Below are 24,739 nucleotides of genomic sequence, written 5' to 3'. Positions count from 1 at the left end.
TATGTTTTTTTACGTTATTTAGTTGTTATTTGTATTCTCTTCTTTATCCTCTTCAATCATTCCAATGCTCGATTGCCCTAAGATTACTCTTCCATCTAATGCTTCGTCTTCTGCATCGCAATCTGTTAATCTACCAACAGGATATACTGTATTTAGTTCACGCATCGCAAACATTAAATTCTTCAATTCTGGTTGCGGTTGCTCTTGTGCCGAATTAGTTCTCTTGAATAAGTATTCTTTGTATGCTTTTTCAAATCGGAAAAGATCATTGTCTTCTTTAATTCCTTTTCTTGCGCCTACCCAACAAATTCTTGGAAGTATATGTGATGGTAATTCTTCTCTGATAACATCTTCCATGTACCTTCTAAAATCAGGATTCGAAAAACGATAGGTAAACCCAGGAAGAACAATACTAACCCTGTATGAATATGGATCGATCGTTCCACAATCATCACAATTATCAGCACAAATTGGTAGAAATCCTTCATCTGCATTTGTGGTAACATCTGGACGAAGCAACATATGTTCTACAAGAAAAATCCCTTCTTCTGTAAACTCATTTTTCATGAAATTAATGAGGTACAGAATTGCTTCTTTTAACTCATTTGTATCCTCATAATATTTAAACTGCTTCGCAATAATGTAGTCTGAACTACTTTCAGATTCTTCAGGATTAATTACGTCAAATGAATATTTTACTGGAATACTTGGGTTTGAAGGCGTACTTGCGTGAATCTTTAAATTCCCGATTTGCACATCATCTAAATTGCTTTTTTCAAATGCGTTTTCTACTGCTCTCTCTGTTGTTTGAACAATTTGTAATGCCGCAAAATATAATTCTTCTGTTGCTAGTGCTGTAGTCGGATAATCATCTGTAGCAGAAACTAAAATACTTCCATCATTATCTTTAATTCTCCAACGATATACAAGTTCATTATCACTGTTAATTAGATCGTAAACCTCAACATTAGAATCTGTTAAATGCCTTCTTTTTTCATTGGTAATTCCCATTAAACGAGCAATTCGTTTTTGAAAACCTGATATATTTAGCGTATCCCAAAGTTTTGCTTTTGGTTGATTGAAATAATTAAATGCTAATCCACGATGTGAACTAATTACTTTATAATCTTTTAAAAATGCTTCTTTATTTGCTAAAACTATTTCATCAGTTGCTGATCCATAAAGTGCTTTCATTAAAAAAGTATATTCACCAAAACGTTCTGCAAAACGAGCAATAAGATGATCTAAAATTGAGTTTCTTCTTTCGATATTATTATCAAACTGACTTAATAAAAGTTCGGTCAATTCATCATCATTAGATTGAGGATACTCACTTACTAAATCGTCGAAATCTTTGATGTCCTTGATAGCTTGAGTAAAGAAAGAACGTGTTTCTGTTCCTGAAACTGATAACAATGTACTTACTTCAGATAAATGCTTGAAATAGGTTGCTAAAATCTGATCAAAAAAGGTTAAGTATCCTTTTAACTGTTTTGCTTTAGCTCTTCTTGTATTTGTTACATGAATTCCTAAACCTTCTTGTCCAATTCCATAAGCATCTGGAAAATCATTTTGAATTGTTGTGTATTCTTCTGATTCTAAAGCTACCCCTTTTGGTAAATCTAAAATTAAATCTTCCTGAGAAATTTCTTGAGCAGCTATTGCATCTTCTTTAATTTGAGTTTTATACTCAGCAACTCTATCTAAATTAAGGTTAAGTGGTAAAAACCCTTTGGTAAAATTAAAGGCACTTTTAGTACATAAAACAGGCTTTTTGTCTTTATCAATGCATACCACCCATTTGTTTTCTTGTAAAATAGTATCATCACAAAAACCAACCGAAATATCCTTAATTAGTTTTACACCTTCTACATTCATGATGATTTTCATGATATCTGAAAGACGAACTTCTGTGCGAAGCTCTGCATCTTTTAACTCTTCTGTATCGATAAAACCATTTGATAAAACAGGACCTTCAAAAATTTCGTCAGTCGTATATCCTTTATCTTGCATTCCTTCCAAAGAATAGAATTGTAACGAAGGCGATAAATAATTTTCTATTTGATATAAAATATTAGCATACACCCATTCTTCATCTACTTCAGAAAAAACATCAATATTTGCACAAACTGCTATTGGTTGCGATTCAACTTGTTTTATTTCAATTAAATCTTCACATAAATTTCGGTTGCTATGATAGATCTTTTTAATCTTGTCAATAACAGCCGCTTCATTAACTTTATCTTCAAAATCCACCAATAAAGTATACAAGCCTTTTAGTTTAAAGTCTTTCTGAAATTCATCAGGAATGTTATTAAACTGAGCGTACGACAGCAAACTGTTTTTACAATCTACATATACCGTTTTGTCAAATTTTCGTAACCAACAATTTTTTACACCTTGTAAATCAATGAACAGTTTTCTATAATCTAATTCGTTTACAGGCTTCGAAGGAAAAATTTCTGAAGCTTTATAAAACTGTGTTTGGATTGCTTTTTTTGGATCTTTTGATGCTAATAAATTCTCAAGTGGAATATCGATTCGCATCCCTAAATCCGTAATCGCATAACATAACATTTCTAAGATGGTAATTCCAGGATCATGTGAGTTGAAATCGGTCCATAATTTACCTCCAAGCTGTTCTAAATAAGCAATTCCTTCTGTTCGTAAAAAATGAAAATCTAAATCGTTATTAGAACTAACATTTTTAGGAATGGTGATATGTTGATTTATAGTTGACATACTGGTTCAATGATTGTTTTGGTTCCTTTACAAGTAGTTAATACTGTACTTACTGAATGCTCTTTAGCAGATACTAAAATTGATTTCGGATCGCTTGGAACAATTTCGTAGATGTTCGCATCACCATTCATAGTTACATTTTGTAGATAATCTACGTAAGGAAGTTTCTCTATATAATCTATTAATACACTCTTGTGAAGCGCAATTCCGAAAGTGACTTCTTTTGTGTCGTCAAAAGCCCACGGAGATAAGAACTTTGTAATATCAGTTTTTAGCTGTTCTTTGTAAAAATTCTCATCATATCCATCATAGAATTTCGCTTCTAAACCAATTGCCACTTCTTCATAATTCGGGTTGATTATGTCTGCCTCTACATGAAGTGTATTTAATGCATTAACATGTGATTTGATTTTGTTTAATAAAGCCATACTAACTCGTGGCTGATAGATATCAAATACATTTTTATTTACAGTATCTGGAACTACTACTACAGTAACATTTCCTGCGGATGTAAAGCTTGTTTCTGATGTATGATTTAAGCATTTAACTTTGTAAATTTCTGGGAACTCTTGTAAAATAATATGTTCGTAATCCCAAAGTGTAATCGCTCTATTTTTATGACGTAATCGTTCGCTTATTCTTCTATAGAACTTTTCATCCGTTTCTTCTGGACTACCTCCAAACGCGTTATAAGGTTGTGAAATCCCCTTTACTTGCGGAATTCTAGTGACCATCTTTTTGATAGTTCCTGCTGGTAATCCGTCTTTTAAATGACTTACTTCGTTATTATTGTTTTCGAAACTTGCTAATACTGCTTGTGCATGAATATCTATAGCCTGACAAACAGCATCGAATGATTTGTTCATTTGTGCTTTAATCCAAACATAACCTTCAGGTAATAATGTATTGTCCGACGTAGCTTCTCTTGGAATCGTAAACTTGAAAATTCCTGACTTTAAAAAATTATCAATGTCGTTTGAAATAATACTATCTTCTAAACTCTTCCATTTATTATTACACAATACTGACCAAAGTACTTTTTCAGTATCTGTAAAACTATCAGCCAAAGGATTTTCACTTCCTTCTAACACTTGAATTAATAATGCAACACTTTGCTGGTTTACTACATCTTTTAACCCGATATACAAATGTCCTCCAGTACAGTATCTTGGAACTAATATGGTTTGAATCGTATCCTTATCAAATACGTCAATAATGTTTTTCTCTTCTTGTAAATATTTCTTTGCTGAATAATTTTCTTCACTTTGTCCAAAAGCATGTTCATGAAATAGTTGAATTCTGTTTTCAGAAATAGCTGCTTCAGACATTACTAATGATTCTTCAGCCACATAATTAACTGAGATTGATTCAACAAGTGGTGTATAAGGTTCATTAGGCAAGTTAATTGTCTTGCTTTGAGAACTTACAGCCAAAGCATATAACTTTGGATACAATTCATGTAAAAAAGATTGCTCTAAAGACAGTTGTAAAGGTCCTGCTTTATCGATTCCATAAGAATTTGCGACGTTTTGAGTAGTTATTGTTGAACTGTAAACAAACTCTGGTTTTTCTTCATCACCAATATTTTCTCTATCGAATAGATTGATGATTTCTCCGGCAGTCTCTTTAGCCTCACCAGCTGCGTGTAGTAACCTTTTCTCAACTTCGAAATGTTTGTGCCCTATTACGATAAAATATTCATCTGTAAGAGTTTTGTCTTTATCAATAAGACCAGCATAATCATTGATTGAGTTGTATTTTGAAGATTCAATGTATGCTTTGTACCATGATTTTAGATCGTCAGGAACATTTTTCCATTTAAGATTTACCGTGAACTCCGTCCATTCTTTTGAAAAAGCCTCATCGTAGTTGATAGTAAAATTGCTTCCAACGATTGGTCTAGTCGTAAAAGGAGTAAATGGTTTGTTTGATTTTAAGCTTCCATTATCGTTTTCAATAGCTACAGAAGTGATTCCTTGTACATCTGTATTTATTGTTATTTCATTTAAGGTATTTTCTGCTAAAAGCTTATAAAACTCATAGCCTGTTTCATTAGACACATCAAATTCGAAACGAACTAAAGGATGCGTTGTATTGTATTTTGTTAGCAAAAATTCTTGATTATAATTTACTAAAGCATCCGCATCATAATCTAATTGAAACGTAAATTTTACTTCCTTTTTATTCGTATTGAATTCACCGTCATTAGCATTGTCGATTAACGTTAACTCTGGTTCTATCCAGTTTTCTTGACCACTAGCAAACAATGAGATACTTTCAATTACTTCATCAACATTTACTATTTTACTACTAAAATTTTCATCGAAGTTAAACGTAATTGTAACTGTTCGTAAACCTTCCTTCAAAAATAACATCGGAGAAGCAATTGAAAAACCAAGCTTTGCATCAGGTAATTCATTCACATTTTTTGCTGTTTCAGGATAGCCAAATGGATACCAATATGGTTTACCTTCTTCTAATGGTTCTTCTAAACCATCTTTTGTCTTTACATTGTTACTAATCTTAATTTTCTTAAGATCTTCCGTATTGCTGTTATACAATGTTTTTACTTGACTAACAGTTGTTTTGTTGGCAATTAATTCTTCAGTAGTTTTATATACAAGCGGATTTCCTAAAGCGTCTTTTTTGGCATCTAAAGCCGTGCCTTCAGTTATTTGTTGGTCGGCAATTTTTTTTGCTAATTCAAAAAGCACATGCGCTTGATCTGCAATAGGTTCTCTTTTATCTACTTGTAAAATTTCTTTGTAGTAAAAATCTAAATGACGTTTGGTTAGCTGATTAAATCTTTCTTTAGATAGTTCTAATAAGTTTAAAAAACAGATGAATAATGTAAGATGCGGGGTAAGTTTAGCATCTTTAGACATTTCCGCTAAGTTCTTAGCTACAGACTCTTTTAATTTATCATATTCTCGGGTTCCTCTATATGGAATCTGCTCTGTGGTAAGTTGTTTGAAAAAGTTTTTCCAATCTCCTGCAACTACTTCATAATCTTTAGTTGAAAAGTAATTTACATTCTTTGAAAAATTGTAAGCGAATAAAATCCAATCTTCAATTGTAAAATCGTGTAATTCGAAATTCTCTGGATCAAGAGCCTGGATAAAACGTTGCTCTTGTCCTGTTCCGTTACGTGTTAATATATTTGGTATGATTTTACTCATGATTCCTTTTAATTTATATCTGTTCCTTCACCTTTATAGAAAGGGAAAACAACATTTGTTCTACTATTTGTAGCTCGTATTCTATACTCAATTTTGATGATTAACTGTCCCTCTAAAGGGTCAGTTTCAGAGATGTCTATTTTGATTACATCTATTCTAGGTTCGTGATATAGAATTGCCGTTTCAATTAGTTCTTTAGCATAGGTAATTAAAGTACGATCTAGCTTTTCGAATAATAATTCTTGAAGATTACAGCCATAGTTAGGCAACATTACACGCTCTCCTAACCGAGTATTCAATAGTATCTCTAGACTACTTTTTATATCCTCCTCTTCAGATATCATCACAACCTCATTCAAGTCTTCCGAAAACTCTGGTGGAAATCCCCAACCTATTCCTAAAAAAGCTTTTTTATTTTCCATTTGTTTATCCTATTAATACTGTGAATTCCCCTAAAACGATTGTTCCTCCGTGTGAGGTACTGTCTCCCATTCTTGCCGCGGGCATTCCTCCAATTAAAACTGTTCCAGATCCTGCAACTATTGTGTCTGGTGGACCAGTACAAGTTGCCATATCTCCAACTCTCGCTGCTGGCATTCCTCCAATTAAAACCGTTGGTTCTCCTGCTGGTAATATTGGACCTCCAACGTGAGGTACAGTTCCTGTTACCATCGGACAAACATGCATATCGGTTACTCTTGCTGCTGGATTTCCCATTTTTAGTTTTTTTGTTTTTACTGTCCTTTCGACGCCGGTGAAGAACATCGTAAACAGTCTTAATAACTCTAATTAATTTGAACTAATGATCCTTTTAAAACCGCAATAGCACTAGTAGAAACTTCTGCTCCTGCACTACCTTCTGCTTTGAATTCTGCGTTTGCTGCAATGCTTACATTGGTTCCTTCAATATTTACATCTCCAGATGCTTTAATCGCAATATCTCCAGCACTTTCCATGGAAATTCCATCACTGTTTATGACTATGACATTTGAATTATCATCTTCTATCGTGATAGCTCCTTCATCTTCATCAAGAGAAATAACTTTACCTGCTGGTGTTTCAATTGTGATAATCTTTTTATCGTCATCGAATAAAACTTTCATCTCACTTCGAGTAATAATTCCTTTTTCGTGATTATCATCAGCGGCAGTAATCGGAGAAGGTTTTGCACTACTGTGGAGCATTCCTAACACAATTGCATCGTTTGGATCTTGGTTGATAAAACCAACAATTACCTCATCACCAATTTCTGGGCGGAAATAAATTCCTCTATTTTCTCCTGCATCTGGTGAAGCAACTCTACACCAAATTCCTTCTTCTTCATTATTAATGATTGGAATTTGCACTAGAATTCTGTCTTCTCCATCAGGATCTTCTTCTAACTGAGAAACAATTCCTACTTGTAATCCTTGAATAGCTGGTAATAATCCTGAAGCTGGTTTGGCTGATATTTCAAATGTTTCCGAGAACCATTCTGTTGACAATCCGAATTGTGCATTTGCAACCCAATTTCCGTTTGTAATAACATGTTGAACACCTGTTACATAAACATTACCGTTAAAGCGATCTCCAACACCTTCTAACTTTAAAACTGTATTTGGTTTTACTGATGGTATTCCTTGAAATTTAATTCTTCCTCGAACTTTAGCTAGTTGTTGAAACAACCATTTTGCATCTGCCCAATCTTGTAATTCTGTATCGGTAACGACACCTCCATGACGTAGTTCTAAGTTTTCTAACCCAATGACATCACTTAAATCACCAGAACTTAAGTTGCCGTTTAAGCTTACACTTGGATCTTTACCTTCTACTTCTACTAGTTCTTGATCTGCGTGGTTCCAACCATATGCAGCAACTTTTGAAACTTGATGACGCGCATCAATTTCGGCATCAAAGTCTAATAAAGAACCACCGAAGGTTACTGTTTCAACTTCAGATTGACCAAAATCTGGTTTTGCTATTTTAATAGTTCCATCATCAACAAAACATAGTTTTCCATTTGCTTGAGCTCTTGAGACTAAAAAATCCCAATCAGAAGCATTGTACTGAACAAGTTCTGGATGTGTATGATTTGTGCTTTCTACATCACTAGACAATCCGTACTCACCAATAATTTCTTCAAAAATGTCACTATCTGAACTTTCATAGAAATACTTACTTTTTCTTCCTATGGTCATTTTTACAGCTTCATCTTTACATTCAATAATTAGTTGAGCAGACTTTGCTCTAATTCTAAGGTTGTGTTTAATGACAATACCTTTGAAAATAGTTTCTTCGTCAGAATGATAACCTGCTGTGATTTCTATTTCTTTGCCTGGAATTAATAAGTCTTCATTACTCAATTTAAAATCTCTCTCTGCAGGATCTCCATCAATCAAAATAATTTGTGCAGTAGGTATTCTATTGACTTCTTTTGAAACCGTAATATTTTTTACCTGATACACTTTTGAAAGTTCTTCTCCTTCAATTAAGATTTTAAAAGTGATTAAATCGGCACTTTTAGAAGTTTGTATGACTCCGGTATTATTCATTTAGGCAAACTTTTGTAATGGTGGAAAAAATAATTCCTGACCTGGTTTTAATTTTCTGAACTGAGTAATATTATTGACTTTAGCTACTTCCAAGTAATATTTAGGATCTCCATAAATACGATGACACATTAACGGCAAGGTTTCACCTGCTTTTACTTTTCTGTAATGAGTTAAATCTGGTGATTGATTATTCTCTCTTGCAACCCTTAAATCGTCATCGATTGTTCCTTTTAGCTTTAGCTTTGCATTTGCTCTAATTGGTGTTCCATCTGGAGCGAACAATCGATATTCAATAGATAAATCGACTAAAGAACCTTTAAAAAGTAACGCACCCCATTTTACCATTAAGTAATTTGGTTTGTGCTTATCACCATCATATTCAAAAACGATGCGTTTAAAAGCTTCAATTTTGTCAATGATTCCGTCAGTATAATCTGCCTCTCCATCAATAACTCCAGAACTATCAAACAATAAGTCTAGATCTATTTCTTGTGGTGCAATTTTCGCAAACTTAGGTTGCCAACCACTCGTTCCTTGTCCTTGTTCTTCCGTATATTCAGGTTTGTATGCAACCATATACTTTTCAGGATTTACGAGTGTTGTAAACTCACCATCAGCTACTTCGTCGTTAAACTTTTCGTCTTTGTAAGCTTTAATCACAAGTTTTTTTAATTCTCCTTGACTCATTATCGTTCTTTTTGTCTTTCTAGAATATCCATTACTTCTTCAACACAAGCAGCTACTATTTCATCTTTATTACCTCCTTTTGAACTTTCTGAATTAGAGTTCCCTCCGGATTTTTCATCAACATTAATTTTGATGTGTAATTCTTTGATTGTAATTGGCATGTTATACGATGTTAAAGTACTGATAGGTTAATTCGATAGTTTCAATAACTAATTTGTTCTCCTCGGCATTAAAGTCGCCTACACTCCATTTTATGGGATAAGCTCTAACAATATTCCAAGTTTGTAAAGGTTCTCCGTCCTCACCTAAAAGCTTTACTGTGACATCTACGGGTTCTATCTCAAAGTTTTCAAGTGCTTTTTTACACCATTTTATAACCTCAGAGTTTAGTAGCATTCCACGTTTCAATACAAGGTTTGGAAATTTTGAACGTACTGGGATTTTATGCTTAAATCTATTCTCTCCACCTTCAGCAATTTCCTCAGTTTCAAGGTCTACAGTGAGACCTGAAACTGATTGAAATGAAATGTCTGTATTTTGAGTGGATAGCCCTTGAAATTCAACCATAAAGCTAAACCCTACTGGTGGATAATAAATTTCCATTAGATCATTTTTAGTTTTTCATGAACAAACTCTGCCGTTTCGATAGCTATTTCGTTACCGTCTGCTTTTAAATCTGTAGGAGTAACTTTAGTGATGTATGCATTTTGACATTTCCATGTTACTGTTGCATCGCCGTTTTCGTCTAACAAGCTTATTGTTAAATCTCCTCTAAATTGCTCACCTCCTTCTTGGAAATACACTGTTTTAGCCCACTGCTCATAAAACTGCTTGCTCTTATCTGCAAAAGTTCCTCTTTTAATTGTTATGTTTGGATATTCAAACATTCCTGGTTGTTTCGACTTGTGGTATTCGCTATCTGCTCCCCCACGATACTCAATCATCTTATTTTCAAAGGTTAACCCAGAAACTTCTGTACAGTTAAACTTTGTATCTCCAAAAGTCACCTCGAACGAAAACTTTGGAAGTGGATATAATTGTGCCATGATTTCTTTATTTTATATTTTTAAATTTTACTTGACTTTTTTAATTATGCTTCTTGCATTTTATGAGAGAATTTAAGAATGATAAATTCTGCAGGACGTACTACAGCCATTCCTATTTCAATAATCATATTTCCTTCAAGAATATCTTGAGCGGTCATTGTTTCACCTAAACCTACACTTACATAAAATGCCTTTTCAGGTGTTGGTCCAGCTAAAGCTCCTGCTCTCCATTGAGCTGTTAAGAAATTGTCAATCATTGCTTTTACACGAACCCAAGTGTTTTTATCATTTGGTTCAAAAACAAATTGTTCAGTAGCTTTTTTAATAGACTCTTCTGCCATGTTAAAGAATCGTCTTACCGAAACATATCTCCATTCGTTATCATTTCCAGCTAATGTTCTTGCTCCCCAAACTAGGTTTCCTTTACCAACAAAAGTTCTAATTGCATTTACAGATTTACCTGCATTTTCATCAACATTAAGTTGTCGCTGATCTTCATGTGAAATGTTCAAACTTGGTTCAATAACATAATTTAAACTTACGTTTGCTGGTGCTTTCCATACTCCACGATCTTCATCAACTCGGGCATAAATTCCAGCCATTGCACTACTTGGAGGTAACTCTAATGGTAAATTCGAAATCTCAGCTTTTACTAGATTATATTGTGCGTCATTGCTCGATTTTAATGAATCTAGGGTTACAACTGAAGCACTACCACTAGCTGTTGGTAGGTTGTCTATTAAATCTTTTAATTCACCAGAAGCTATTAACGTTGTAATTTTATCTACTATAGAGTCTGTAGATGCGGTATGTGTACCTAGAGACCTTTGTAATGATGGATCACTCGCTGTTGAATCTGAAATTTCGTTTAAAACTTTAGTTTTAGTATCATCATCATTCAAGCGGTCAATCGCTTTGTTTAAATCCAATTGTAATGACTCAATCTCATTAGTTACCCAAGTGTCAAGAGCATTTGCTTCAGAAACAGCAGTTCCATCAGCTCTCGCCAAATCAATAACTCCGTCTAAATCATTTTTCAAATTAGTTAAGTACGAGCTAATACCGTTAATTTTTGTAATTACATTTGGAATTTCAGCCACAGAATCAGCATCCTCATTTGGTCCTACAATTCCAGAGACAGTAGTTGCTAGTGTTTGAATATCTGTTAAATAAGTTGCTAAATCTGTTGTATCAATATCATCTGAAACTGATTGAGCTTCACTTTGTAAGTTTCTAGGTGAAGAAGTACTAATAGTTACATTTGTTGTACTTTCATCATAACTATAATCTAGAATAGTTTTTAAGAAAGGGAAATAAGCTGCCCCATATTTTAAAGTATCTTTCTCTGATCCTATTTTGCTTCTTAACATATCTACATTAGGAAATGTTCCTCCTGAAGCAGCTGGGTCATAAGCTCTAGTATCAATGATTGTAAAACGATCTTGTAAATCTTTACATTGATCTAAAGCTGATTTATATAACTCATAAAATGTAGTTTCATCTGTTAATGCTGTTGCATCAGGAAAAAGTAGTAATGTTACTTCATCTACTTTTCTAACTTCTGCTAATCCTGTTCTAAAATCGGTATCAGAAGTAATCGCTGTAACCGCTGAATCTGACGAATCTAACAAACTTGAATCGCCATATCTTCCTACAGAAGTGATGTAACATGGACCTCCTCCATTAGCAAAATATAATTGCAAACTGTAATACATTAAAAAAGGAGATCTACTTGATGCATCTGGTGCTACAGCAGACACTAATCCGTCTTCAATAGTTGCTTCAATTGCTGTTTCTGGTTTTGCATAACCAAAAAATGTTTCATACTCTAACATTGAAGTAATACGAGTCGGCACTCCTTTTAAGTCTCCTTTTACTTTCTTTGTTGCTTTTTCGGTATACCCTATAAATGCAGGTATCGCTGTTTCTACTTGAGCCACCGATGGTGGAAATTTTACGATTTCTTCAACGTAAACTCCTGGTGTTTTGTAAGCTGACATAATTATTAATTTTAGTTTTTATTAAATGAATATTTCTGAATAGTAATCTTGTTCTTCTTTTGTAATACTATCTACCGTTGGGTTTGGGAAGAATAGATTACCTGATGGTTGGGGAGTAACATCGTTTTTTTCTATTTCCACTTTACCATTTTTTGTAAGTGGATGTTCTTGTTTGGTTACCATAATTTGGTTTTCAGATTTTTGTCTGTATCTCCAAAAAGTTTTCTTGTTTTCTATATAAATCTGAAATTCAATCGTGTCTTTTAACAAACATTGTTTTTCTAATTCAAAATTTCCAGTTTGTATATCTTCGGTATCTACCAATTCTGTTAAGTTGGTATTGTTATCACCCGCCACTTTTATCTGAAAAACTCCAATAACACCGCTGTTCTTAAGTCTTTGAACCGATGCATTTAAATAATCAAAAACTTCTGTTTCATCAGGAGTTAAAGCAGTAGCATTTGCAACTTTATCTTCTATATCTTCGATAACTGATTCTTCGATACTCGATATTGTAACTAATTTTGGTGTATTGGTATCGAATTCTTGCTCTTTTTCCAGATTGTATACTAGTTTTCTTGATTCTCTTTCTGTGATTAGGAAATCTTCCCACTTTTCAATTGAGGTATTCGCATCGAAAATGTTAGTTGCTGAGGAATCTATATTAGACAAATAATAGAATTGGTTGTTCTGTTTTTCTATAACATCCGAATAGTTTAAGAAAAATCTATCTTTTGCTTTTATTAAAAAAGTGAATACAACATCATCAGATAGGCTAACAACGGGACTGTATCTTTCGACAACGTCATTACCTTCTTCCGAATTGACTTGAAGCGTACTGGTTAATACTTTAATTCCTTTTGAATGATTTCTTATTAAGACTCTATGATTTTTTGCAAGAATTCTTGTTCTCTTATTTGGAATTACTTCTACAAAATCAAAGAGATTATATGCTCTTAAAGATTCTTGTTTTTCATCTTCAGATAGCTCATCATTAGCATTGCTTGCATGATATTTTTTTTCTCCTCTATCTAGAAAATACGCATGTAATAAATCGATATTAAAAAGTGTTTTATATACCATCTTATTAATTATTGATTAGAGAATTTCGGTTTAGTTCTGAGATTACAGTACCTTCTTTTGTAATTGCATCTCTTTCTATTTCTAGAAGTGTTATTTTGTATAAAACGGATGGTTTTTGCTTTCCTCCGAGAGTTCCCCATATGAAGTTGAGTTCTTCAAAAGTTGGAGTATATAGTTCTGTTATGAATTTGAAACTCGTTATATTTTCAATTCCATCTACATTTTCATAATTAGAATTTGCTTGTGTAAAAACTTTCTTTCCTTGAAAAAACTCAATAATTTTAGTTAAGCTTTTCAGTGATTCTGTGTAGGTTGATTTGTTAAGACTAAAAAGGATGAAAAGGTTTAGGTAGACTTTTGGATTTTTATACGTAACCGTATTACCACTCACGTAATCGTTACGTGTATTTTTTAAAGCGAATTCTTCCTGAAGATTTATAAGTGACAACGCTATATCAGGAAAATTACCAGGAGAGTTTCCTTCTGATTCAGCATCTGCTATATTGGCTAAATCTACTGTATTTTCATCGAGGTAATCATTTAATTCATCTGAAATGATTTGTAATATTTCATAAATCATTAGTAGTGGTAGTTTATTTGGTTCGGTAGATACTCCAAAACTACTACCAGCTATAACAATTTTTTCCAATTAAAAAACTGTTTTACTAATGTTCTTTTCCTTTAATTTTTTTAGGTGTTTTTTGAAATAAAAAAGGGGGAAATTCCCCTATTAAAATTGTGATGAAAAACGTAGCTTAATAAGCACATTATTATAAAAAAACAATCCCTAATCATTTTACTTTAAAATGAATAGGGATAAATTAAAAAATATTTTAATATTCCTCATTTAATCTATGTTTTCTGTGTATTTCTTTTTTTTATTTCGCTTTTCACAGCTTTCCATTTAGGAAAAATTCTAAAAAAATAAATAAAGAAAACTACAAATGACATTTTAAAAAAAGTATTGGATGGATAGTACTCACCTAAAATACTTGGAACATTGCCAATAACTAAAAGTACAACTGTAGCAAGCGCCATAAAAATTAACCTTTTCTTATACATATTTTCGTTATCCTGTAACTCTTTATTCGTCATTTTTTCTAAGTTTAATTCTTTCATTTTATTTGTTTTTTCTTTATTTAGAAAAGCTCTACAAAGGCTAAAATAGTTTATAATAGCAAAAGAACCTAAAAAAAATTTAGGCTCTTTATTATTATTTTCTATGAAATTAATTAGTTAAGCCTTCGTATACACCTTCAGCTACTTCAACAATCACATAAGCTACAATACCTGCTAATACAGAAGCTCCAAAATCTCCTCCTGAAACTGCTTCTAATTCATTTTCACTTAATTCTAAATCTTCTATCTCTACTCTTTTTGGAATGTTAAGATAAACTACGTTAGGATCTGTTTGATCTTCAACCTCGATAGACTTATTATCTTTTAAATTAAATGTTTTTCCTGTAAATTCTTCAATAGCTTCTTTTGGAGTGCTCATTAATTTACTTTTAAAACTATCATCTTGCCAAGCTCTTTCAATAATACCGTTGATTACGTCTTGTCCCTTTTCTAATTTCTGTGTAAAATTCATAATATTGTTATTTAATTGATTATTAATATATTTTAACTATTAGCTATTCCACCACTCTTGAATAGCATCTACTAAATCTACTACTGCATCTTTAATTGCTCCTCCACCAGCTACTGCTTCTAATTGCTCATCTGATAATTCTAAATCTTCCATATCGATTTTCTTAGGAATATTTAGGTAAATTGTAGAATCTTTTGTTTGATCTCTTACAACTAATTTTTTTCCAGCTGGAATAGTCATTGATTTTCCTGTTAAACTTTCAATTGCAGCAGCAGGGTTTTCAATTAATTGTGCTTTAAAAGTCTCGCTTTCCCAAGCTTTACTTACTACTGCACTAAGTAATTTTTTTGTTTCTGAAGTATTCATAATATTGATATTTATATTGATTTTATATTCTTGTTATTAATTAAAAAATAATGTCCTCAGGCGGTAGACATCCTTTTGGTGGAAATGGAGGATTTATAATATCATCTATAGGAAAAATAGTCATTCCGCCTGCTACTGCTTCCAATTGTTCCTCGTTCAACTCAACATCAGATATTTCTCTTTTAACAGGAATATTAATGTACATAGTTGATTCATTCGTTTGGTCTTTAACTAAAATTGTTTTCCCTTTTGGTAAATTCAATCTTACTCCTGTTTGTTTTTCAATCGTGTCAATAGGATTAGCTATCAACTCTTGTTTAAAGGCTTGATCTTCCCAAGCTTTAGTTATAATAGTCTGAAATAATTTTTGTTCTGCTGTTAACTCCATTTTCGTTTAATTAAAGTATTAATTACGGTTGATTTGTTTCCTATAAACAGGTCATTACAATGTTGGAAGAGTTGGTGTTAAAATGTCTTTAATAACATCAATAATGTCATCTACTATAGTTCCGCCAGCTACAGCCTCTAATTGCTCTTCACTTAATTGTAAATCTTCCATATTTGGTTTCGCTGGTATATTTATATATACATTCGAAGTATCTGTTTGATCGTTTACAACAACTTTTTTTCCTCCTGTTAAATCAAGCTTTTTCCCAGTTAATTTTTCGATAGCTTCAACTGGATTTTGAATTAATTCATTTTTGAAATTAGTATCCTCCCAAGCCTTCTTAATTATTGTATTAAATAATTGATTTTCTTTTGTAGATTCCATAATATATATTGTTTTTGTTTGATGTTGTAAAGATATTTTATGGAATTAGCACAAAAATGTCAATGAGACTGAGAAAACTGCAAATCGTTATTTTTTTGGATTTTTTTTGCTGATTCACATGATTTTAAAGAAACAAAATACATCTCTAGCGCTCCTTTCCCTTTAGCTTCAATTGCTCCTCGGTATTCAAAAACCAAATCTTTTTCGTCCTTAACTAGTTCATAAGTGACGCTACTAATATTTACTTTTTCAATAGCTCCGCTACTTTCCATTCGACTAGCAGTGTTTACAGTATCTCCCCAAATGTCATATTGGAACTTCTTTACTCCTACAACTCCTGCTACAATTGGACCGACATGAATTCCTACTCTCATGTCAAATGCTGGTTTGTTTTTACCTTTATTCTCCACTTTTCTTGATTTGATGAAATCTTGCATTTCTAATGCTGCAAGAATCATTTTCTTTACTGCATTCGCATCTGGTTTAGGTAAACCTCCAGCAGCCATATAGGCATCTCCAATGGTTTTTATTTTTTCGAGTTGGTATTTCCCCATTATTTGATCGAAAGCTTTAAAGCATTCGTTGATTTCCTCAACGAGTTCTTGGGGAGTTAATAATGAAGCCGTTTGGGTAAACGATTTGAAGTCTGTAAATAAAATAGCTGCTTTCTCGAAATCCTGTGCTTTTACGTAGCCGTTTTCTTTTAGTTCATCGGCAACTTCTTCTGGTAAAATATTATGTAGTAAATGTTCTGAACGATCTTTTTCTACCTGCAACCTGGCTTTCGCTTTTCTTGTAAAGTTTAGTCGACTCCATAAGGCTACTGCTATTAAAATGATAAATGCTCCTGACACCAGTAGCATATTTCTTTGCTTTTCCTTTTTCGCTACTTCTTCTTTATGTTTTAATTGAATTTTTCTTTCTTTTTCAACATTAGCTATACTATCTAAAAGCATTTCCTTTTCAAACTTCATTTTCAAAATCTTGTCTGAAGTTTGTTTTAAGTTCAAGCTATCTTTTAGAAGATGCATTTTTTCTAAAAATTGCAATGCTTCTCTATTTCTCTTCGCAGATTTATATGCATTGTATAAACACTTGCAAGCTTCTTCTTGAATAGAAATTACTTTAAGTTTGGTAGCTATTTGTAAACCTTCTTTACACTTTTGCATCGCTTCATAAAGGTTTCCTTTTTGTTCTTGAAGTGTTCCAATAGCAATTATTGCACTGCTTTCGTAAAGTGTATTATTTTGGTTTTCGGCTTTTGTTAATGATTCATTGTAAAACGATAATGCTTTCTTATAATCTTGCTTCTTATAATACAATTTCCCAAGACTAAACAAAACCTCTACTTCTCTTCTTTCATCTTTAAATTTTTGTATTAATTGAAGGGCTTTTTCAAAATTCTCTTGTGCCTGTTCATATTTTGACTCTCTTAAATACATTTCTCCTAAACCATTTAAAACCTGAATTAGTGGTTTTTCATTTGCTATAGAAGTATATAATTGTTTAGACAATTCAAAATGCGATTTTGCACTCTCATAATCTTGCAATTCCATATAAATACTCCCAATATTTTTAGTAGTTCCGGCTATTTGAGAGGTGTTATTTAACTCTTCCTGAATTTGAAGTGCTTTTTTATATTTATCAAGTGCTTTTGGATAGTTCCCTAAATAATAATATATGGCACCTTGATTATTAAAAGAGGAAGCTAGTCCTTTTTTGTTATCTATTAATTGGTAATATTTTATACTCTCATCAAAATTATCAAAAGCATCATTATATTTTCCCTGGTAATAAAAAGCTATCGCTATTTTACTAAAACAATCTCCTACTAAAGAGTTATTATTTTCTTTTTTCGAAAGTTCTAAACTCTTCGTAAAATCTTGCAATGCCTCTTTAAATATTCCCTTCTTTATTTTTTGATTCCCTTCTTTGTATAAGCTATCGGCAATAGTATTCGCAACAATAGTTTTATCCTGAGCATATATTGAATTTATGATCAAAATAAAAAAAGGAAGTACTATTTTAAAATACTTCCCATAATTGATTTTTATATGTTCTTCCCAAGTGATCACTTTAAAATTTTGATTTTATTAACCTCCACTTCCATCAGATACTGTAACTTCAGAAATTCCTGTTGAAAGAATAATTGGTGGATCAGGATTACCTCCTCCTCCAGCAACAATATCAAGTTGATCATCATCTAACTCAACATCTTCCATATTAGGTTTAGCAGGAATATTAAAATATATAATAGATTCATTTGATTGATCTTTTACTACAAAGGTTTTCCCTTCTGGGATAATTAATGTTTTTCCGGTTAATTGTTCAATAGCTTCCAAAGGTGAGCTCATCAGCTCTTCTTTAAAATTAGGGTTTTCCCATGCTTCAACAATAATCTGTTTGAATACTTTTTGCTCTTCTGTTGACTCCATTATTTTGCTTTTAGAATTACCCTCATTATACACTTTAAAGTTCTTAAAAATGGTTATGATAAAAATGACAAAAACTCTGATAAAAGTACATTGAGTACTTCGGTAATTTAAGCTTGAACATTTCCTGTTTCTAACAAAAAACTTTTACATTTTTCAATAAAAACTGAGGTAGGGCCGTCTTCCTGATTGTATTTTCTTGCCGTTAAAAAATACGTAGTGGCAGTTTTGTAATCTTCTTGTTTGTAAGAAGCTAATCCTTTAGAAAAAGCAGTATTAAAACTTATCTCTTCTTCAGTGAGTTTTTCTTTTTTACTCTTAATTACGGTGAAGATATTTACTGGAAATTGTTTTCCTTTAACGTAAATTGTATCAATTTGTCTGCAATAAAATTCATCTTTAATTTCATCGTAGGTTTGTTCACAAATCAATAAATCTATATTATAAGTTTTCGTTGCACTTTCTAGTCTTGCGGCTAGATTTACTGAATCACCTATTACAGTATATTCAAATCTTTTTTCAGATCCAATATTACCGGAAACAACATTACCTGTGCTAATTCCTAAACCAATGTGAATATTTGGTGAGAGTTTGTTTTCTTGATTAAGATTTTTAAGTATTCCTAACATTTCTAAAGCACAATTAACTGCATTTTTACTATCAGAAATGTTTGCATACGGAATTCCAAAAACAGACATGATTGCATCACCAATAAATTTATCTAAAATACCATCATATTTGTACACCAAAGAAATCATTGCTTCAAAGTAATTATTCAACAGCTTTACAATTTCTATAGCACCAATTTTCTCAGTTAACGTGGTAAAGTTTCTGATATCAGAAAATAGAATACTACACTTTGAGTATTTTCCTTTTAACGCTGACAAATTATCTCTGTTCATTACCTCATTAACCAAATGCTGAGGAATGTATCTACTTAAATTAGATTGGATTCTTTTTTCTTTCGTTAAATCGTTAAAAACTAATATTACACCTACATTATTGTTTTTAACATCCTTCATTGGAAGAATACTAATATTAAATGTGATGGACTTAGTCGCAGATATATTTAATTCAAAGTTCTCTTGATAAGATTTTTTTCCCGAAACTAAAGTTTCAATACATAACTCTTTTATTGCATTTTCGAAGAATGATATCTCATCAATTTTTTTATCAATAATTGCTGATTCTTCATTCACATCAAAAATTTTATAAAACTGGTTATTCGCTGTTTTAATTTTTAAAGAATTATCGATAGTAATAATTCCATTATCAAGGTTTTGAACTAAAATATTCAAGTAGTTTTTCATCCCTTGAATTTGATCGAACAGCTTGGCATTTTCAATGGCAATTTTAATCTGGCTTGCAAATCCTGTTAAAATATCTAAATCGTCTTGATCAAAAGCACCTTTATGTTTGTTGATTGATTGAACAACGCCTAAAACTTTGTTTTCTGAATTAAATACTGGAACACTTAAAATAGATTTCGTTACATAACCCGTTTTTTTATCAACAGCCGAATTAAACTCTGGATGACTATAAGGATCATTAACAATTAATGCCTTTCTACTTTTTGCTACGCTTGCTACAATGCCTTTTTTTGTTCGAACTACATTATTTTCAAGACCTTTTGCGAAAATAGTCCATAACTCATCAGTCTCTTCATCTACTAAAAACAACGAACTTCTATCGGCATCTGTAATCTCAGCCGCTTTATTCATGATAAGTGGAATAAGCTTATTCAAATTAAGCTCCGATGAAACCACTTGAAAAACCTCTAGCAGGGACGAAAAATTATTTTTTAAATGTTCACTAGCATAATACAATTCGCTATTTTTTATAATTAACTGAATTGCAGCAGAAAAACTCTTTAGAATTCTAACATCCTTAGGTTTAAAGTCTCCCGATTGTTTATTCAAACATTGTATTACTCCAATGGTTTCAGCTTTATCATTAAATACAGGAACACACAGAACGGACTTTGTTACAAATTCTAATTTATGATCGAACTTGTTATTGAAATTTTTATTACTCTGAACATCATTCTCTATTATTGGCTCAGCTTTATTAAAAGAATCCCAAACAATACCTGTGTTTTTAGGAACAGAAATGGTAATGTTCTCAACTCCTTGTGCAACAATACTGTCTAACGTAGATTTTTTCTCATTCAATAAAAACAAGGTGCTTCTTTCAGCATCAAGAATTGTTGAAACCTTTTCTAAGATGGTATTAACTTCAAATAATGTTTTTTCGTGTTTCTTCATTGTATCAATTCTTCTTCTAATTGTTTATGATAGTTTTTCAACAGTTCTTCTTCTCCTTGATCCATTGCCATAGTCAATAAATCAGTTTCACATAAACTTTTAATTCGACTTACATAATCATTTGTAGAGGTTAACTCTCCTAAATTTTCATCAAATTTCGCAATACTATCTATTGCTCTTACAGTTATATATTGTAGATGATTTGCAGCTGTTGCTGACAGTGCATCACTCAAATAATTTTGAAATCGTCCTCCTTCTCTATACTTTGGATAGTTTTCTAATCCTAAAAAATTAAGCATCCAGTTTTTATCAAACTTTTGAAGTGTACTGACAATTCCAGCATAATCAGCAATTAATTCGTCGTATATGTTTTTCGAAATTGAATTATAATTATTCAACGTAAACACATGCGCGCATTCATGCTCTTTTCGAATTGAAACCGATAAATCATTCCATTTATTTTCAGGAACATTTACAGTTTTTGCTTTAACGCCACTGTACGGTTTCGTGCTTAAAATGATGAGCTTATCTTTATATAACTTTGGGTTTGGTAATACATGTTTTTTGAATATACTTCCCCAATTTTCAAAAGGTGATTTGGTTTTCCAATACTCTTTTAACTCTTCAATTCGATTCCAATTATTGATTCCCTTGATAAAAATAGCTCCCATAGAATCCGACATTGGTTGAGGCTCATTCTTGTAACAAATTGCTCGAATAATTGTCTTAAAATCTTCTGGATTTGGCACCATTAAAACTGGAACTTTTCCCACTAATTGACTATTGTAAATAGTTAAATCCAATTGCTCCGGATTATTTAGTTGAATTCCCTCTAAAGGAAATTCTTTTTTTCCTCTTAAAGTTGCGTTTTTATATATCTCAGTAGAAGATATATTTTGTTCAACAGGAAAATTAAACTGAACTATATATTTTTTTAGTGTTTGAAAAACTCCAGTAATTAATGATTCTTCTTTATACTTCTCCCATGTATTAATATAAGGTTCATCTGACTTTATAAAAGATGACTTTTCTGTTTTTTCGAACTTACTCTTGGTATAATCTAAAAGTTCTTCAACAACTTTATCATCATTAATAAAGCTTTTTAAAAATTGATATTTCTTTTGGTTTTTCATTTACGCGATTTGTCTTTTCGCTAATTTTGAGAATACCCCGTCTTGCTTCATCAATTCATCGTACGAACCAAACTCTACTATTTTTCCTTTATCTAAAACATAAATTCTATCCGCATTTTTTACTGTACTTAGTCTATGCGCAATTACAATTCTTGTTGCTTGTAATTTATCTAAACTCTCAGATACAATGTTTTGCGTTTTATTATCTAATGCACTCGTAGCTTCATCCATAAATAATAATCTAGGTTTATGAACAATGGCTCTAGCAATCATTAAACGCTGTCTTTGTCCACCTGAAAAAGTTCCTGCCCCTTCACTAATTACAGTATGCATTCCCATTGGCATTTGCTTAATATCTTCTTCCATTCCTGCCATTCTAGCTGCTTCCCAGGCATCTTCTAGAGTTAATTCTGAATTTCCTACGATGTTTTTATAGATACTTCCAGACATTAATGCTCCGTTTTGAAGTACAACACCTATTTGACGTCTTACTAAATCCTTACTCATTGAATCGTAAGAATTTCCATCATAATAAATTGATCCTGCTTCTGGCTCTTCAAAACCTAAAAGTAATCTCATAATTGTTGATTTTCCTGATCCTGAAGTTCCGACAAAAGCAACCATTTCACCCGAATTGATTTTAAAAGAAAGATCATTTAAAATAAGTGGTTGATCTTCGTGATATCTAAAGGAAATTGAGTTTAATTCAATATCGCCTTCAAGCTCTCCTGGATCTAAACTTTCTTCTGCCGATTCTGGTTTTTCTTCTAGAATTGGTTTTACTCTTTCGTATAAAGTGATAATGTTAAGAGAAGTAATTAATGCCATGCTCATTTTTAAACAATCTCTTAAGAATTGATTGAATGCACTTATGAATGCCATAAAAGCTCCTACAGAAATCATTGCCCCAACATTGGCCGCATTACTTACTGAATAATAAATAAATCCAAAGAAGAACATGTTAGTTAATAAAGGATAAGAAGCGTTAAATGTTTCAACATAGTTTTGATAACTTCCCGAAGTGAAACCTAATTTTTTAAGTTTTGCAAACTTATTTGCCCATAGAGCAAAAATTCTTCTTTCCCCTCCTGTGATTCTAATTTTGGTAATTCCAGATAAAAACTCAAATAAAAATCCTTGTAACTCACCTTGCGTATCAGATATTTGCCTGTCGTACTTTAACTTCAACATACCAATACCTGTCATAAATGCTATCGCAGCAACTGCCAATCCAACACCAATCCAAGCTAAGCTAGACTCATAATAAAAAAGTAAAAATAAATTTACGAAAGAGAATGCTCCACTTAATACAGCTGTCATTACTGTATTAGAAAGTATTTGTCGAATACCATTTATACTTAATGCTCGGTTTGTTAAATCTCCAGCAGAAAACTTTTTGTAGAATGTAACAGGTAACCTTAATAGATGATCCATTACACCTGCTTGTAAATTGATACTAGATTTAGTTTCAACGCGCAATTGTAAAACTCCTTGAATTAATTGCATTCCAGCAGTTACAACTGCTAGCATAACCATTATAATTAGGACCTCCATATGCAAAGAAGTATCGGCTGTAGGTATAACATCATCAAACATTACTCCTGAAAGAACTGGAACTAGTAACCCTACTAAACTTCCAATAAAGGCAGCAATCATAAGATATTTTGAATCCTTTTTTACTCCCTGAATTGCAAACTTTCCTATTTCCTTAATAGATTTCATTGTTCCATCAAATCCATAGAAAAACATGTAACAAATTGGTTCTAACTCGTCTGCAATTTTATAATCAACTTTTTTCTCTTCGCCCGTAGCTACATCCTTAAGCACATATACTGTAGGTGATTTTTGAATTAAAGCTACTGGTGTTTTATCTTTTTTCTTAAAAGCTAAAAGATGTCCATTCTCTTCTTTCCACCAAGTTCCCCTTAAAATTATTTTTCGAACCCTAACTTTCGAAGCTTGTGCAATTGCTTGTAGTTGATTCGTAGTATTATTTTTATAAGACTCTAAATACTTTGGCGCTTCAAATTTAAAACCTATACTGTTACCAATAATTTTACATGTTTTGAATAAATTGTTATTTAGATTTGTATCGGCATCTTCATCAAGAACTTCTTTGGTTCCTGAAATGATAGATTTTAACTTCTCTAAAGTAGCCGTTAATTTATTTTGTTCAGTTTCAACTTTACTAGCTATTCTTTTGCGCTCCTGCTCTTTAGCTTCATTGAAATTAGAAATTAGTTGTGTATATAAATGATGCTGTAAATCATTCATTGCCAACATAAAATAAATTTCATCATTCAGAACTTCTATTGTAGGTTTAACCGCTACCTCTGTTCTGTTCTCATCAACTGTAATCCAAAAATTACTTGACACCGGAACTGGAAATTTAAACTCATCACTTGTTTTTAGTTTTTGAATTCCCGCATATGCGCTAATTTCTCCTTGTAATAATTCAACCCAAACTAACTTTTTAGATGGATATGCGATACTGCCTTTCTTTAAAGCTTCAACTTTAAAATTATCTAATGTTGCATGTACTCTTGGTGCTAAATTTTTATGAATTAAGTGAACTTGCTTTAAAATCCATTTATCAATCATGTTTTCAAGAAGAAAATGATCAATATTTAACAGCTTATTTTTATTGATAGCTACTAATGAAGCTCCTTTACTAACAGCTATTAGTTGAATATCTTGCTTATTTTCTTTAGAAGTGATTAAACTGAATAAAAGTTCTCCTTTCTGCGCAGTATATAAATAGTTTAAGCTACTCTTGTAAGCTCCATTTTCATCTACACTAGCGTAAAATATATCAACTTCACCAGAAGTAATCATCCAAAACCTATCGTGCTCACCTAAAACAAGTGATTCATTCGATGCTAATTTTATTTTTTTATTTTCAAACATTTCGAT

At 32.0% G+C, this 24,739-nt stretch carries 22 protein-coding genes; all 22 read right to left on the bottom strand.

Going from position 1 to position 24,739, the window contains the following annotated elements:
* Nucleotides 1–18 precede the first annotated feature (18 nt).
* The gene (locus ACOSP6_RS13945) at nucleotides 19–2,742 is read right to left on the bottom strand and encodes a hypothetical protein (protein ID WP_422094543.1); all 2,724 of its coding nucleotides are present in this window, start codon (nucleotides 2,740–2,742) and stop codon (nucleotides 19–21) included.
* The gene (locus ACOSP6_RS13940; protein ID WP_422094544.1) at nucleotides 2,730–5,921 is read right to left on the bottom strand and encodes a baseplate J/gp47 family protein; all 3,192 of its coding nucleotides are present in this window, start codon (nucleotides 5,919–5,921) and stop codon (nucleotides 2,730–2,732) included. Before ACOSP6_RS13940 ends, ACOSP6_RS13945 begins: the two co-directional genes overlap by 13 nt.
* 8 nt (nucleotides 5,922–5,929) lie before the next feature.
* Nucleotides 5,930–6,343, bottom strand: coding sequence for a GPW/gp25 family protein (locus ACOSP6_RS13935; RefSeq protein WP_422094545.1), 414 nt, complete (start codon nucleotides 6,341–6,343; stop codon nucleotides 5,930–5,932).
* A gap of 4 nt (nucleotides 6,344–6,347) precedes the next feature.
* Nucleotides 6,348–6,638: a PAAR domain-containing protein gene (locus ACOSP6_RS13930; protein WP_132795304.1), complete on the bottom strand. Its 291-nt coding sequence runs from the start codon at nucleotides 6,636–6,638 to the stop codon at nucleotides 6,348–6,350.
* Between the two features lie 68 nt (nucleotides 6,639–6,706).
* The gene (vgrG, locus tag ACOSP6_RS13925) at nucleotides 6,707–8,452 is read right to left on the bottom strand and encodes a type VI secretion system tip protein VgrG (RefSeq protein ID WP_422094546.1); all 1,746 of its coding nucleotides are present in this window, start codon (nucleotides 8,450–8,452) and stop codon (nucleotides 6,707–6,709) included.
* Complete coding sequence (locus ACOSP6_RS13920; protein ID WP_422094547.1) at nucleotides 8,453–9,139, bottom strand: CIS tube protein; 687 nt, start codon at nucleotides 9,137–9,139, stop codon at nucleotides 8,453–8,455.
* The gene (locus tag ACOSP6_RS13915) at nucleotides 9,139–9,300 is read right to left on the bottom strand and encodes a DUF5908 family protein (RefSeq protein ID WP_422094548.1); all 162 of its coding nucleotides are present in this window, start codon (nucleotides 9,298–9,300) and stop codon (nucleotides 9,139–9,141) included. Before ACOSP6_RS13915 ends, ACOSP6_RS13920 begins: the two co-directional genes overlap by 1 nt.
* A gap of 1 nt (nucleotide 9,301) precedes the next feature.
* Nucleotides 9,302–9,742 (bottom strand): phage tail protein, encoded by a 441-nt coding sequence (locus tag ACOSP6_RS13910; protein WP_422094549.1) that lies wholly within the window; start codon nucleotides 9,740–9,742, stop codon nucleotides 9,302–9,304.
* Nucleotides 9,742–10,185, bottom strand: a complete 444-nt coding sequence (locus tag ACOSP6_RS13905; protein ID WP_422094550.1) for a phage tail protein — start codon at nucleotides 10,183–10,185, stop codon at nucleotides 9,742–9,744. Before ACOSP6_RS13905 ends, ACOSP6_RS13910 begins: the two co-directional genes overlap by 1 nt.
* 44 nt (nucleotides 10,186–10,229) lie before the next feature.
* Nucleotides 10,230–12,188 carry a phage tail sheath family protein gene (locus ACOSP6_RS13900; protein ID WP_422095731.1) on the bottom strand — a complete coding sequence of 653 codons (1,959 nt, stop codon included), beginning with the start codon at nucleotides 12,186–12,188 and terminating at the stop codon, nucleotides 10,230–10,232.
* 18 nt (nucleotides 12,189–12,206) lie between these two features.
* Nucleotides 12,207–13,268 carry a hypothetical protein gene (locus tag ACOSP6_RS13895; protein ID WP_422094552.1) on the bottom strand — a complete coding sequence of 354 codons (1,062 nt, stop codon included), beginning with the start codon at nucleotides 13,266–13,268 and terminating at the stop codon, nucleotides 12,207–12,209.
* Between the two features lie 4 nt (nucleotides 13,269–13,272).
* Nucleotides 13,273–13,917 (bottom strand): DUF4255 domain-containing protein, encoded by a 645-nt coding sequence (locus tag ACOSP6_RS13890; RefSeq protein ID WP_422094553.1) that lies wholly within the window; start codon nucleotides 13,915–13,917, stop codon nucleotides 13,273–13,275.
* A 203-nt stretch (nucleotides 13,918–14,120) separates the two neighbouring features.
* Nucleotides 14,121–14,387 carry a hypothetical protein gene (locus ACOSP6_RS13885; protein WP_422094554.1) on the bottom strand — a complete coding sequence of 89 codons (267 nt, stop codon included), beginning with the start codon at nucleotides 14,385–14,387 and terminating at the stop codon, nucleotides 14,121–14,123.
* A gap of 109 nt (nucleotides 14,388–14,496) precedes the next feature.
* Entirely contained in the window at nucleotides 14,497–14,859 is a 363-nt protein-coding gene (locus ACOSP6_RS13880) for a hypothetical protein (protein ID WP_422094555.1), read from the bottom strand.
* Between the two features lie 39 nt (nucleotides 14,860–14,898).
* The gene (locus tag ACOSP6_RS13875; protein ID WP_422094556.1) at nucleotides 14,899–15,225 is read right to left on the bottom strand and encodes an NHLP leader peptide family RiPP precursor; all 327 of its coding nucleotides are present in this window, start codon (nucleotides 15,223–15,225) and stop codon (nucleotides 14,899–14,901) included.
* 40 nt (nucleotides 15,226–15,265) lie between these two features.
* On the bottom strand, nucleotides 15,266–15,613 hold the full coding sequence (locus tag ACOSP6_RS13870; protein WP_422094557.1) for an NHLP leader peptide family RiPP precursor: 348 nt from the start codon (nucleotides 15,611–15,613) through the stop codon (nucleotides 15,266–15,268).
* 54 nt (nucleotides 15,614–15,667) lie between these two features.
* Entirely contained in the window at nucleotides 15,668–15,997 is a 330-nt protein-coding gene (locus ACOSP6_RS13865; RefSeq protein ID WP_422094558.1) for an NHLP leader peptide family RiPP precursor, read from the bottom strand.
* A gap of 59 nt (nucleotides 15,998–16,056) precedes the next feature.
* Nucleotides 16,057–18,072: an adenylate/guanylate cyclase domain-containing protein gene (locus ACOSP6_RS13860; RefSeq protein ID WP_422094559.1), complete on the bottom strand. Its 2,016-nt coding sequence runs from the start codon at nucleotides 18,070–18,072 to the stop codon at nucleotides 16,057–16,059.
* Nucleotides 18,073–18,090: 18 nt separating this feature from the next.
* Nucleotides 18,091–18,432 (bottom strand): NHLP leader peptide family RiPP precursor, encoded by a 342-nt coding sequence (locus tag ACOSP6_RS13855; RefSeq protein ID WP_422094560.1) that lies wholly within the window; start codon nucleotides 18,430–18,432, stop codon nucleotides 18,091–18,093.
* 107 nt (nucleotides 18,433–18,539) lie between these two features.
* Nucleotides 18,540–20,693: an adenylate/guanylate cyclase domain-containing protein gene (locus ACOSP6_RS13850; protein ID WP_422094561.1), complete on the bottom strand. Its 2,154-nt coding sequence runs from the start codon at nucleotides 20,691–20,693 to the stop codon at nucleotides 18,540–18,542.
* Nucleotides 20,690–21,826, bottom strand: coding sequence for a DUF7005 family protein (locus tag ACOSP6_RS13845; protein WP_422094562.1), 1,137 nt, complete (start codon nucleotides 21,824–21,826; stop codon nucleotides 20,690–20,692). Before ACOSP6_RS13845 ends, ACOSP6_RS13850 begins: the two co-directional genes overlap by 4 nt.
* Complete coding sequence (locus ACOSP6_RS13840) at nucleotides 21,827–24,733, bottom strand: NHLP bacteriocin export ABC transporter permease/ATPase subunit (RefSeq protein ID WP_422094563.1); 2,907 nt, start codon at nucleotides 24,731–24,733, stop codon at nucleotides 21,827–21,829.
* Nucleotides 24,734–24,739: the final 6 nt, after the last annotated feature.

The organism is Tenacibaculum sp. MEBiC06402, from assembly GCF_049239625.1.
Classification (GTDB): domain Bacteria; phylum Bacteroidota; class Bacteroidia; order Flavobacteriales; family Flavobacteriaceae; genus Polaribacter.
The sequence above is the reverse complement of the archived record's forward strand: the minus strand, read 5'-3'. Positions and strand labels throughout refer to the sequence as shown.